Below are 13,040 nucleotides of genomic sequence, written 5' to 3'. Positions count from 1 at the left end.
AATGATCCGAATAAAACTTTAGTGGAAATTCTGATGAAGGGAGTTTTATATCGTGTATGACATGAAAGCTCAATCTACTAAGCGTGTAGGAGAGCTAAGTGAAAGTAAAAAAATAATGGTAAGAATTATAGATTTAATAATCTTCATCCTAACTTGCATTACCTTCTATTATGTATTTTTAGTCAATCAAGAACTTCTTTTAAAAATACTTTTTGGTTCAGTAGTTTGTCTAATAGCGATTATTTATATGTTAGTAAAGATTGTACCGAATGATCGTGTCAATGCAAGTCCTGATGCGACGATCCAAAAGATGGTACTACTCAGTGAAAAGGGAGCAAGAACAAAAGAATGGCTCATTCAGGGGGAAACATCATTAGTAATTGGCAAAAATACAAAGGAAAATGAAGTTGCAATTGATTTATCAGGTACAGAATATGAATCACTCATTAACTATGAACATGCAGTATTAAATTGTGTAGCAGATGCATGGTTCATAGAAGATATTGACTCTGTCAATGGGGTTGGGATTAAAAAAGCGGATAAACCTGTAAAAAGTAAATTGAAACAAGGCATACCTTGTCGCATAAATGTTGGAGATACAATATACATAGGAAATACTCAAATTTTAGTGAGATAAGAGAAACTAAGTTTGTAACAAAGATAGGAGCAATCGCAGATGAGTTTGATTAGATGTACAAATGGCCATATGTTTAGTTCAAGAAGACATAAAAATATTTGCCCATACTGTAATGTGATGGTTGAACAGGAAACAAAAGTAAATACTAGGCCGCCTGTTAATGTGGAAGATGAGAAAACGCTGCCATACCTAGGTGAGATGGATGGGGTTGATCCTGTCACGGCATGGTTAGTTTGTATTGAGGGACCGCAAATAGGTCGTGACTATAGGATTTTGGCTGAAAAGAACTTTATCGGAAGATCAGAAGATATGCACATTCGGATTATAGGTGATAATACAATTTCTGCACGTAATCACGCAGTTATTGTTTACGATCCTAAAAAAAGGAACTTCTTTTTACTCCCTGGCGATGCATCAGGATTAGCATATCTCAATAATGAGGCAGTTTACACGCCAATAGAATTAGCGGCATATGATGTTATTCAACTAGGAATGAGTAAGTTCCTTTTTATCCCCCTATGTGGAATTCATTTTGAATGGGAAAACAACCAGAGCGAGGAATGAGTTAGAAATGGAACAAACTTTCATACCATACATAATTGTACTTGGATTCGTTTTTGTACTTTTATGCCTACTAATAATTAGAAACATTATTGTAAATTCAGTAGAAGATAAAATAATCGAAATTGGAAATGGTCAAACGATAGGAAGACGAGACGAACAAGATGATTACTTTTCAACAGAAGAGACCGAACATGGAACAATCGCCGTTTTAGCAGACGGTATTAGTGGATTAGCAAACGGCAGAATGGCAAGTACCATTGCCGTAAATACATTTATTCAAGAATTTAAGAAGCTAGATTCCCTTGAAAATATGGAGTCTTTTTTTAGAAAGACAGCTTTACATAGCAATGATCAAATTATTGAAAATCTCCAAGGTTCTAATGGTGGAACTACATTAGTCGCAGCGATTATTGATGAGTATGGATATTTATATTGGGGAGCTGTAGGAGATAGTGTTATTTCGATATTTCGAAATGGAGAATTTATAGCTATTAATCAAAAACATATTTTTGAATCCGTATTAAAGGATCGGTATGTAGCCGGGGAGATTTCCCAACTAGAAATTCAAGAAAATCCCTTTAAAAAAAGACTGATTAATTATTTAGGTTATGAGGGATTTAAAAACTTAGATATCGGTAATACATCGATTAAGTTACTTAAGGGAGATAAAGTATGTTTATTTAGCGATGGCATTTACGATAGCTTGACTGAAGTGGAAATGGAAAAAACTTTTTCTCAGCATATATCCCCTTATGATATTGCTCAAAACATTATTAAAACAGTTGAACATAAACGCCTAAAAAATCAGGATAATGCGACCATTGTAATTTTAGAGAAAAAATGGTGATAAGACTGGTTAAATATCAATTTTCGAGTGAAAAGGAGGAACAATATGCGAAAGGAAAATAGTGTGTTTAAAACTGCTTTTTTGTCAGAGGCAGGTTCGTATATGCAAAATAAAGATTACTTTGCATATACAGAGCTGGATGATGTAGCTTGCTGGGTTGCTGTAAAAGGATTAGATTCCGATCAGGAGATTAATAGTGCTGAATTGGCAGCAAAAGCAATATTAGAAAAATTTATTGAAAATCCATCCATGTCAAGAGGAAGGATTAAGAAGTATTTAAAAAATGCCCAACAAATATTGCAAGCACAAAGTTTAAGAGTAAGACTAAAGGCGAGTATTGTAATCGTAGTGTCTGATTATTCGAAAATGATTTGTGCAGTAGCAGGTAATTCAAGATTGTACCAATTTCGAAACGGCACACTAGCTTATAAAAGTAGCGATCAAAGCTTTGCACAAAATTGGGCGAATGAAAATGACTATGAAATTGATATTAGTCAACATGAAGAGAGAAGTAATCTTTTAAATTATCTTGGAAAACCAAATAGCTTTCAACCATATGTTTCTAAAAAAATCAAGTTGATGGAAGGCGATGTGTTATTGCTTTGTACATCAGGGTTTTGGGAAGAAGTAAGTGATATAGAAATGGCTGACGCATTAGAAAATGCTAAAGAGCCAGAGCAATACATGGATATATTAGAAGAAGTACTCCTAAGTAGGCAGAAGAAAGTAGTAAATAACTATACGATGGCTACTATTTTCGCTAATAAAGTATATCAAGAAAACAATAAGAAAAAGATGAAATATCTTAAACTTTTGGTAGCTACAATGTTATTAACGATGGTTGTTGGTGGAGGTGCTATTTTTTACCAAGCTAAACAAGCAAAAGCAATGGCTGAATTATCAACTGAAATGCTTGAGCATGAAAAAATGGGGAATCTTCATTTTCAGGATGGTAATTATGAAGACGCTTTATTGGAATATAGTGAAGGTAGAAATGCCGCTAAGAGGTTAAAAAATCCAGTACATAGAAATTTATTAGCAAATAAATTAAGAGTGACACAACTGATTATTAACGGGAATCAATCAGCAGAAGCAGGAGAGTTCTCGGCAGCTGTGGAGACATATGAGAAAGCTAATGAAGAAGGAAAAATAATAGGAAATTTCGGAAAAGAAGCGATTGAGCAAAGGATTGCCAATATGGACTCCATCGTACAAATTCTCGAGGACATAAAGAAGGGCGATTTAAAATTTGAAGCAGAAGATTATAATAGTGCACTTGAGCTCTATCAAAAAGCTAGAAAACAAGCGCTTGAAATTTCCTATAGTGGCGACTCGGCTATAAAGCAGAAAATTGAAGAAACTGGTGAAAAAATAGCTGAATTGGAAAAAGCCCAGAAGGAACTAAGAGCAGAAGGTTTAGAGAAAAGTGGCGATCAAAGCTATGCTCGTCAAGAATATTCTAAAGCAGTAGAATCCTATACACTAGCACAAGAAATTTATCAGGAAACTAATTTAATAGCCAAGGTGTTAGGACTAGAACGCAAAATTATGAATGCCAATGATAAATTGCATCCTACCCCTTTAGTAGAAGTACCTGAAATAATGTACGATAAAGGCGGAAATCCCTTAGATGAAGTAGCAGAAGAAAATTATAGTTCTAAGGAAGAGGATGTAGAATGATGAAAGAGATTATTTTTGAACGATTACGCAAAATAGAAAATCTCGAGCAACGTCAACTATTAAAAGATATTGTAGGGGGCGTATTGGTAAATTTAATTAATTATCAAGACGATATGAACAGCAAGTTAGAGAATCGGATTTTCGCTGAAATTGAAGATGGAGAAAGCAAAACTGATATTTACGTAACGATAAGTTCAAAGGATGAAGTTGATCCGATTCATGAATATTTATTCCCAATCATACCAGCTGATCTAGAACATAAAAAAATAGATATGAAAGAAGTATTAGATTCGGTTAGTAAAAATCAACCTACATCATTTTTCTCTCTATTTTTACAGTGTGATTCGTTACAACTTAAACAATTGGATGAACAACAAAGATTATTTAATGGACAGCTTCATACTACAGATGGGCAAGTAGAAGTAAAGGTATGTCTCAAAAAAAATGTATCCTATATACAAGAAATAAATAATTTATACCATCTTTTTTCAGTGAACGGTTTATATTGGAAAACAGTTAATAACCCATATATTCATAAGTTTTTTGATGTTGTTTTAGTAGATTGTCCACCATTGAATGCGAATACCGAAATAAAAGAAATCACAATAAACTTAGAGGAATTTGAAAATAAAAAGCGACTAGATATGGTGCCATTATGGAATATTGAAAGACTGGAAATAAAAAATATAGGTTTTCCAACTCCTGCAATAGACAAAGTAAACTATGAGCATGTTCTCTCCATTCGCAAAACAGGAAGCCAACATGGCTATCTTGTAGATGTGGATGGTGAGGACATTCGTTATATAAAGCGTTCAGAAAATGAATTGACAATTGTTTCACCGCAAGACAAATCAGGACTATGGAAAGTACTTAAAATCACAGAAATAAACAAAGAAAAAATCGGGGATATGAATTATGAGGTCGTGTCTAATAAGAGAGTAGATAGCTTTATGAATAAATTTGCTAATAAATACATGGTTAGCGTAAAGACAAAAGCAGAAATTATTCGTCTCGTTAATTCTTTTGAAGCCGCGGAAAAGATGAAACTTGTTGATGTAGAAATAATAAATGAATATCAAGGAGAAAGCTTTTATAATCCGATGAATCCATTCTTAATTGACCCTGTAGGAGAGCATAGTGGAAAAAAAGTAATGTTATTAAGCTTTAAAGCGGAAGAAGAAAAGAACTTTATTTCGAATGACATTTTAGACTTTTTTGTTTCTGAAGTGCAAAGACATTTTTTTGAATATAAATGTGAAGGAATCTGGATATGAATTATATTTGGGATCTATTGATTAGGGCTGAAAACGAGGGATTATCGAAGAAAGATATTTATTTTATTTATGCGAAAACGTATTCACCATATATGGAAGTAAGTCACGAATTTATAAATGCAAATTTTGTAGAAAATTTAGTAGAAGTAAATCCTTATTATCGCTACCATGATATTTTTAAAAATTTATTTCATCCAGATAATAGTGAAGAACTGGAATTAAGGGAAAGTTTACTCGATTTGTTGCTTCATTTTTTAGCAGAAATTGACCGAATGCAAGGAATGAATAAAAAGGAGTTTTTTATTCGATTTATACTAAGGGATATTGAAGCGAATGTATTTGGAGAAGGTATTAAGGATAAAATGCAATTATTTTCTAAACAAGAAAAAGAGATAATTGCACTAAATATGATTAGGTTATATCAAGCGGGCGATGAGTTCTTTCTATTAAAAGATACAATGAAGAAGCTGTTTAAAGATTGTATTTTATATGTTAAATCAGAGGAAAAAGATGAATTACTTGTTTATCTTGGACAAAAGAAAAGTGAACAGGCCGAGCAAAAGGTTCAACTAGTTTTAGAAATGTTCTTGCCAATTGGATTTCAAAAAACGATTTATTGGGAAAATCATTTTGGCATTATTGATGTAGAAGAGACGATGAAGTTAGATAGGGTTGTTATTTACTAACTATTGGGGGTAGATTTCAGTTTGAATAAATATTCATATAATTTACATATTAACAAAAATCAACTTGATAAGAAATATATGATGTATACAAAAATGGAATTAATGGAAATGACAACATTTCAGTTAAGAAATATTTGTTATAAAGAAAAGCTTGTCACAGGTCTAATTAATAAACTGACAAGAGATATGTTAATTTTGACAATATTAAAATACCGAGGTGTGGAGGATACTCTCCTTATTTTAGATAAGAAGGAGGCCGGCTTTGATCGGGTAGAGGCCGCATTAAAAAAACATTTAAAAACGATGCTTTCAGATAATGGAGAAATCAAAGTTCCTGCAAAAATGAGTATCTATAAAGGCATGAAGATTGATCAAGCTGACCAATATTTTGTAGAAACTGGTTGCCGACTTGTGGAATCAAATGTTTTATTAATTAATGAAGAACTTGAATTATGCGGAATCCTTAATCTATTAAAAAGTCATCAAAATCCTAATCAGTTTTATCTTGCAGCCGATCAAGAAATAGGGTTTAGAGAGACGGCAAATAAGAGTTATAGTTTTATTTTCTTTAGAAAGCAAGATTCAGAGTACATTCATAAAACTTACTACCAGGAGAATCCACTTCCACCTACAAATTTGCACTACTATAAAATTCCTATACCAGAATTAGAAATTAAACAGTTGGAAACATCAAATGCAATTCTTGCAATTGATTTTGGCACGACGAATACTACAGCTGGCGCTTATTTAGAAAGTGATTATGTTTCCTCACCATGCAGTCATGATATTTTAAATCAAAGAATCCAATTAAATAGTATTAACTTTGTATCATTTCCAGATCCAATGAATGAAGATGAGTGGATAGAAGTAGTACCAACCGTAATGAGTGTAGCAGACTGCTCTGATCCGGATCAAATCAGTTATTATTTTGGCTATGAAGCGTTACAAAATATGAAAAAAAATAGTTATACGAGCCTTGCTACAAAATTCCAAAGTATTAAAAGATGGGTCAATAACTATGAAAAATTAGAAGAAATTATTGATGGAAACGGTAATACAGCACTCGTTCCAAGAAGCCAAATTTTACGAGAATATATGTTGTATATCATTCGAATGGCAGAACACCAGTTAAAATGTCGCTTCAAACATATACATATTTCAAGTCCTGTGAAGTTAAAGACACAATTTATAAATATGTTTAATGATATTTTACCTGAATATGAGATTGAATCGGAACATGCTCTCGATGAAGGGATGGCGGTTCTTTATAATACGATTGCCAATCAAATAGAGAATGATAGTTTTCTCGATGGGAAAGAGTATAAAGCACTTGTCGTCGATTGTGGAGGAGGAACAACGGATCTTTCCTCATGTAAATTCCGAATAGAGGATGGACATATCTCCTACAAAATAGAAATTAATACGACATACGAAAATGGTGATACCAATTTTGGGGGAAATAATATTACATATCGTATTTTCCAATTCATGAAAATTGTTTTTGCCAATTATTATAGTCGCGGAAAAAAAGCATATGATATTGACGTAATAATCGACATTCCTAGTAAAGATATTTATCGACATGTAGATGAATACGGTGTTGAAGCGGTTTACGAACAATTTGAAGCAGCCTTTGCTGAGGCGGAGCAAATCATTCCTACGCGTTTTAAAGAATTTGAAAATAGGACACGCGATGAATATTTACGAGTTAGAAATAATTATTATTTTTTATGGGAAATGGCTGAAGAGATGAAGAAGGAGTTCTTCAGGAAGACGGGTATTTTAAGAAGTCGCTTCTATGCAGAAAATGATTTAGATCTTGATAGTGATATAAACGTGACAACTGTTGATCGTTGGTGTTTATCGTTATGGGAAAGTAATCAATTCAAAGATGTATATGATTACCCTAATGTATTTTTCAATATTAAAGAAATCAATCATCTAATAAAGGCAGATATTTACGATATTGTAAGGTTATTTTTGGAAGAGTTTTATGAGAATGGGGAACTCGCGAAATATTCGATTATTAAACTGACTGGTCAATCTTGTAAAATAGATGCGTTTAGAGAAGCATTAAAGGAATTTGTACCTGGACGCAGCATTGAATTTAGACAAAAGGCGGACGATCTTGGAAAAGTAGCGGAATTGAAGCTTGCTTGTTTAAGAGGTGCGTTACGCTATTTGAATGCGAAGAAGTTTGGCATGATCGAAATGAACGTTACGAATCAGGCGCCGGTTGTCCCATATGAAGTAAGTGCCTTCACGCATAATCGTCAGGAAAAAGTACTTATTAGCAGTTTAGAACGTTTAAATCAGATTCATGGTTCGATCTCTCGACCATGGGGAGTAACAGAAGTTGAATTTTACTTACGGGGTAGTGAATATAATGCTCCCCATAAATATGTTTATTTCAATAACAAAGAAAAGTATACACCAGTGCTTTACGAGACAATTGCGGAACGTTACCAGGATAACATCCCTCAAAATGAAACGGATTACATTGGAAATGGCGAAGTGAAATTTTTCGTTTTTGCCGAAGAAAACTGGGGCTTCCATGTGGTGCCTGTAGCCAGAATTGAAGAACAGCTATATTTAGGGGAAAAGGAATACTTTGCTTTTGAACCAGAATTATCAGAATTAGATTTCTTTGATGGTTTAAAGTAGTCAGTGTTTTAACAAAGAAGCAAGTTAGAGAGGATGGACGAATAATTGTTTTCCAATCGGTATCCACTTTTTCATAAAGGGAGAATTTTAAAGCTAGAAATGTTGGAAAACTTACGTGATTTTCCAAGGGATTTTCTCGATTTGTATTTTCAAGACTATTCAGATGGGATTATTGAAGGGGTAGAAGTCGCCATTGAAGAGGACAAACTTATTATTACAAAAGGAATTGTCAAGCACCAAAATCGGCTTTATCTTCTCCTTCATAATAGTGTAATTCCTTATTCTGCTACGGGAAAAGAAACAATACTAAAAATAAGATTTCAAGAAGAAATGATGGAGCTTGATTTTACTCGATTTACAGCAAATATTGTACTGGATGAGTTGAATGAAGTAGCTAGTAATGAATTAGAACTAGGTCGCTTCAAACTAAAACCCGGTGCAAGGCTGCGCTCAAAGCACGAAGACTTCCTAGACTTTGCGACAGAATATAATACTTTCAATTATATTCATTGCCACTATGCAGGTTTTCAAAAAAGTACATATCATCCAATCATTTTGCAATATTATGCAAGAGAGCTTTTAAGTAATCGACCTACGAACCCTTATGATATAAGCTTTGCCTTTTCTTGTATAAATGAAGACCGAGTCCAGCGTGAGACGATTTTATATTATGTGAGCAACCGATTAGGTTTGGAGTTCAAAGAATATACGAATGTGCAAATCCATAAGTATTTAAGCCGAATTTTATTGGAGTCAAGTGGAAAAAAACATTCTTCAGAGCTAACTTACGGACGTTCTAAACGGATGATTGTGGATTAACGAGGTTTTTTTATAGAAATATGCTAAAGGGGGCGGGCTAGAACATGAGTTTTATGGATGAAGAAATTATCGAGATATCGAAACAGGCAAGGCAGAAAAAACGGTTGGAAAACATTGAAAATCAATTATCACATACGGACATAGTGAAAGCGATTAAAGATGGTCAACTCTTTATTGAAGATGAAAAAATAGAATTTACGGAAATAAGTCTGTATGAGAATAAAATCCGGATGTGTATTCCTGCAACATTTGAAGTGATGGAACCGGAACTAATGGATATTAAATACCCATCTAGCCGTAGACCAGAGTATATCTATACAAATGATAGTACATCCATCAATATTACGATGAAAATTATGGAACAACAGATAACGGTAGAGGAATTAGAAGATTTCACACAAACGATGATGTCTATGCTTCATAAAATCCAGCCAAGCGCAGAAATGTTGGATATCGGCATGAAAGAAGTGAATGGTATACAAATGGGTTATTTTGATTTCATCTCGCAAGCATTAGGTGACAAAATTTATAATGTCATGTTTTTGTTTATAGTAGGCGAGCATGTGACGATGGGTTCCGTTAATTGTTCGAAAAAAGAGATGCATATTTGGAAACCCATTGCTTACGGCATGATGGAAACGGTCTCAACCGAAAGTAAATAACGTGAAAGAAGGTGTTGTCTGATGGGTGGGAAAACAGAGAAGGAAACAGCCTTAACGTACAAAGATATGATTGTGATGCCCTATAATATTCGCGTCAGTCAAATCGAAATTACCGAACAAATGAATGCGCATGCTACATTGCATTTAACTGGTTTGATTCCAGAGGAACTTGAAGATTCCTATGTCTATATGACAGATGCAGAAACGCCTATAGAAGTATTGCAAATCGCTAGTGATGGCAAAACGACGCCGATTTTTAATGGTCTGGCGCTAGAAGTACAAGTAAAATCCGTTATGGGCAATTATTATTTAGAAGTTCAAGCGGTTTCACATACGTACGTGTTAGATGTTAAGAAGAAAAACCAAACCTACCAAGACGCGAGTATGTCATATGGTGCATTAATAGAAGCATGTATTGCCGATCAATCAGCTGCTGATTTCATGGACTATGTGACAAAAGGGGCTAAACTGGGGAGCTTCACGATGCAATATTTAGAAACAGATTGGGAGTTTTTAAAACGGATGGCATCACGATTTCATATAGGCTTACTGCCAGATACGGTTCACCCGTCCGCAAAATTTTACTTCGGTGTACCGTTTCAAGCGGGTAGCATACCGGAAATGAAGGCGATCAATTATCGTGTTAAAAAGTCGATTGGCAACTTCCTTATCTCTAGTAAAAATCATCTCGACAGTCTGACAGATAGTGACTATATGTACTATGAAGTCGAATCGATTCAACCATTCAAAATAGGCAATGAAGTGACTTTCCAATCTCAAAAATTGTATGTCTATAAAATCTTCTCAACACTAAAAGATGGTTTGTTTAAGCATATTTATACGTTAACACCTCAGAATGGTTTTAGTGTCCACACGACTTATAACCAAGCTATTATTGGTGCCTCTCTTCAAGGAAAAGTCATTGATGTTGCAGGAGACAAGGTGCGCATTCATGTCGATTTCGATGAGGGACAAGAAAAAGAGACGGCCTATTGGTTTCCGTACTCAACGATTTATGCATCAGAAGACAATACAGGATGGTATTTTATGCCTGAGCTATCGGATAGTGTTCGAATCTACTTCCCAAGCAATCGTGAAAATGAAGGGATTGCGTTGAGTTCTGTCTCAAAAGCGCCCCCACAATCGGGTGCGATGTTAGCCGCAACGAATCCACCAGCTAGCCAAGGCGGTGGTTCTTCAAGTGCGGCACCACCAGAAGATAATCGTCAAGATCCTGCACGGATGGCGGATCCAGATGTTAAAACACTTAGAACGAAGCATGGGAAACAAATTTTACTAGCACCCGATCGGATTGTCATATCTGGTGGAGGATTAATGATTTCGCTGATGGATGATAACGGGATCTCAATCATCAGTGATCAAAATATTACTTTACAAGCAACAGAGAAAGTCGTCATTAATGCTAAACAAATTATGATTAATGCGAACGAGAAAATTGAAATGACTTGTAAAGACAGTTCCATCAAGATGGAAGATAAAATGGAGATTAAAGGAACAGAAGTACGAGCTAATTAGTGAGGATGTGGACGCATGAAACGAGAAGAAGCATTGCAACATTTTAAGGATGAATGCGTGTCAGTTCATGTCCGCCGCTTACAGGAAAAGGTGGATCGACAGTTTCGCCAGCAAAAGAGTAGTTTGCTCCAACCAATTATTGAAGCGCTTGAACAGCTGTTTGTGAATGTTAGGGACCAGCAAAAGCAAGGAAGACTAGCACCGGTCGCTTTTATTCATCTCTCATTGCTGCGAACATCTTTACTAGAAAACAAGTGTACGTACTTGCTAGAGGCATACGGAGAAACCTGGTATTACGATTGGAGAGAATGTACGGCACAGTATGAAGCAAAATGGCTGAGTGAAGCGCTAATTGATTTGCAAAATACGCTTGAACAAGAACGAAAACCTTATCTCATCATCCAAGCAGCTGATATCCGAGGAATCATTCAACAAATTGTGATGCAGTTTCATCAATATATCATTCACTTAGTTCGCTACCTTTTTCGCTATCAACAGGAAAGCGTGCCAGAACTGGATTTTCAACGGACAGCGTGCTTACGATTTCGCGTCGGTGAATATAAAGGATTTAGTGAAGATGTTGCCATCATTGACGAACGGGAACGGATGGAAGAAAACCTTCTCACATGGTTGGAGAAAAAAGAGACGGATAAAGCGTATACATTTGAAAATTTCTCGAACTTACAATTACGGGGGAAGCATTTTGACCAAATCGACTTTTCCTATGCGAATTTCAATGGGTGTAACTTAGCAGGTACTTCATTAAAACAAAGTGTTTGTGTGGGGACTAGTTTTGTAGACTGTGAGTTAGCGAATGTTGATTTTTCCTATGCAGCCATTCAAGATGCTGATTTTCGACATGCTCATTTAGTAGGCGCTAATTTTATGCATGCACAAGGAAAAACACTGAAGTTTCCAGGTGCTGAAGTTGCGTGCTATCTAGGAACTGATTTTAGTTATGCGAATTTGGAAAATGCCCGGTTTGAGTTTGCGCAGATTACAGGTGCTAATTTTACAGGCGCCAATTTAAAAGGGGCTACCTTCTTTGAGCGCGACCGGGTAAAGTGTCGATTTAGCCCGGAGCAGATAGAAGCCATTCAGTGGCTTGGTTAACATTGCTACAAAGTTATGAGCGATAAAAGAAAAACGGGAGGAACAGATGGAGTATTTTATTCTGCGACAAGATCAAAGTATTACCAACCCCATTATACCAGTGAGGACAGACTTTGATGCGGATTTTGTCTGTTCGTCTGTCTTTGCGGAAGTGGTAGAGAAAGAGAATACGGTCTATCTGGATTATTTGGATAAGCCAGATAGAATCGTGTCGGATGAGTTGAAAGCGTTGTTAGCAAAATATGAGGATCACTTAGATTTTACAGCCATTGTGTTTACGGATGTGAAAAAAGGGACACAGCGCGTGTATTGGCTGATGGACGTTGCGAAGAAAAACTGCATTTCCCATGAGACGACTTATTATCCAGATGGGCAAATGAAGGAGCTTGTGATTGATCCTAAAAAGGTGGAACTGGATTGTATTTTTCAAGTCGACGGCAACAAAGAATCTTACACCATTGTCAATTTAGATGTAGCAGAAAGTATGTTACGACGTTCTTTTTTAGGGGTTCAATTGCAGCGCGTAAAACTAGAAAATGATAAATAGCGTCTATTAAA

12 protein-coding genes are annotated in these 13,040 nt (G+C 35.3%); all 12 read left to right on the top strand.

Annotated features, from left to right (window positions below; translation table 11 throughout):
* Window positions 1-61: 61 nt before the first annotated feature.
* Genes MHI10_RS12630 through MHI10_RS12575 form a run of 12 tightly spaced genes read left to right on the top strand, consistent with a single transcriptional unit; the run spans window position 62 to window position 13,029 of the window.
* Window positions 62-637 carry an FHA domain-containing protein gene (locus MHI10_RS12630; RefSeq protein ID WP_340789230.1) on the top strand — a complete coding sequence of 192 codons (576 nt, stop codon included), beginning with the start codon at window positions 62-64 and terminating at the stop codon, window positions 635-637.
* A 39-nt stretch (window positions 638-676) separates the two neighbouring features.
* Window positions 677-1,201 (top strand): FHA domain-containing protein, encoded by a 525-nt coding sequence (locus tag MHI10_RS12625; protein ID WP_340785860.1) that lies wholly within the window; start codon window positions 677-679, stop codon window positions 1,199-1,201.
* 7 nt (window positions 1,202-1,208) lie between these two features.
* A complete protein-coding gene (locus tag MHI10_RS12620; RefSeq protein WP_340789229.1) occupies window positions 1,209-2,048 on the top strand; it encodes a PP2C family protein-serine/threonine phosphatase in 840 nt (279 codons plus the stop codon).
* A 45-nt stretch (window positions 2,049-2,093) separates the two neighbouring features.
* Window positions 2,094-3,728, top strand: coding sequence for a PP2C family protein-serine/threonine phosphatase (locus MHI10_RS12615; RefSeq protein WP_340785859.1), 1,635 nt, complete (start codon window positions 2,094-2,096; stop codon window positions 3,726-3,728).
* A complete protein-coding gene (locus MHI10_RS12610) occupies window positions 3,725-5,002 on the top strand; it encodes a normocyte-binding protein (protein WP_340785858.1) in 1,278 nt (425 codons plus the stop codon). Before MHI10_RS12615 ends, MHI10_RS12610 begins: the two co-directional genes overlap by 4 nt.
* On the top strand, window positions 4,999-5,688 hold the full coding sequence (locus MHI10_RS12605) for an iron-dependent peroxidase (protein WP_340785857.1): 690 nt from the start codon (window positions 4,999-5,001) through the stop codon (window positions 5,686-5,688). Before MHI10_RS12610 ends, MHI10_RS12605 begins: the two co-directional genes overlap by 4 nt.
* A 21-nt stretch (window positions 5,689-5,709) precedes the next feature.
* The gene (locus MHI10_RS12600; RefSeq protein ID WP_445683186.1) at window positions 5,710-8,352 is read left to right on the top strand and encodes a molecular chaperone; all 2,643 of its coding nucleotides are present in this window, start codon (window positions 5,710-5,712) and stop codon (window positions 8,350-8,352) included.
* 45 nt (window positions 8,353-8,397) lie between these two features.
* The gene (locus MHI10_RS12595; RefSeq protein WP_340785856.1) at window positions 8,398-9,171 is read left to right on the top strand and encodes a DNA and RNA helicase; all 774 of its coding nucleotides are present in this window, start codon (window positions 8,398-8,400) and stop codon (window positions 9,169-9,171) included.
* A 44-nt stretch (window positions 9,172-9,215) separates the two neighbouring features.
* Window positions 9,216-9,833, top strand: a complete 618-nt coding sequence (locus MHI10_RS12590) for a hypothetical protein (RefSeq protein ID WP_340785855.1) — start codon at window positions 9,216-9,218, stop codon at window positions 9,831-9,833.
* A 21-nt stretch (window positions 9,834-9,854) separates the two neighbouring features.
* Window positions 9,855-11,369, top strand: a complete 1,515-nt coding sequence (locus tag MHI10_RS12585) for a phage baseplate assembly protein V (RefSeq protein ID WP_340785854.1) — start codon at window positions 9,855-9,857, stop codon at window positions 11,367-11,369.
* Window positions 11,370-11,384: 15 nt separating this feature from the next.
* Window positions 11,385-12,482 (top strand): pentapeptide repeat-containing protein, encoded by a 1,098-nt coding sequence (locus MHI10_RS12580; RefSeq protein WP_340785853.1) that lies wholly within the window; start codon window positions 11,385-11,387, stop codon window positions 12,480-12,482.
* Window positions 12,483-12,528: 46 nt separating this feature from the next.
* On the top strand, window positions 12,529-13,029 hold the full coding sequence (locus MHI10_RS12575; protein ID WP_340785852.1) for a hypothetical protein: 501 nt from the start codon (window positions 12,529-12,531) through the stop codon (window positions 13,027-13,029).
* The last annotated feature ends 11 nt before the right edge of the window (window positions 13,030-13,040 follow it).

It is taken from the genome of Solibacillus sp. FSL K6-1523 (assembly GCF_038005225.1).
Classification (GTDB): domain Bacteria; phylum Bacillota; class Bacilli; order Bacillales_A; family Planococcaceae; genus Solibacillus.
This window is presented reverse-complemented; position numbering and strand designations above follow the sequence as displayed.

Coding starts and splice junctions, on each gene's coding strand:
- MHI10_RS12630 (WP_340789230.1), top strand. CDS start 62: ATGAAAGCTCAATCTACTAAGCGTGTAGGAGAGCTAAGTGAAAGTAAA.
- MHI10_RS12625 (WP_340785860.1), top strand. CDS start 677: ATGAGTTTGATTAGATGTACAAATGGCCATATGTTTAGTTCAAGAAGA.
- MHI10_RS12620 (WP_340789229.1), top strand. CDS start 1,209: ATGGAACAAACTTTCATACCATACATAATTGTACTTGGATTCGTTTTT.
- MHI10_RS12615 (WP_340785859.1), top strand. CDS start 2,094: ATGCGAAAGGAAAATAGTGTGTTTAAAACTGCTTTTTTGTCAGAGGCA.
- MHI10_RS12610 (WP_340785858.1), top strand. CDS start 3,725: ATGATGAAAGAGATTATTTTTGAACGATTACGCAAAATAGAAAATCTC.
- MHI10_RS12605 (WP_340785857.1), top strand. CDS start 4,999: ATGAATTATATTTGGGATCTATTGATTAGGGCTGAAAACGAGGGATTA.
- MHI10_RS12590 (WP_340785855.1), top strand. CDS start 9,216: ATGAGTTTTATGGATGAAGAAATTATCGAGATATCGAAACAGGCAAGG.
- MHI10_RS12585 (WP_340785854.1), top strand. CDS start 9,855: ATGGGTGGGAAAACAGAGAAGGAAACAGCCTTAACGTACAAAGATATG.
- MHI10_RS12580 (WP_340785853.1), top strand. CDS start 11,385: ATGAAACGAGAAGAAGCATTGCAACATTTTAAGGATGAATGCGTGTCA.
- MHI10_RS12575 (WP_340785852.1), top strand. CDS start 12,529: ATGGAGTATTTTATTCTGCGACAAGATCAAAGTATTACCAACCCCATT.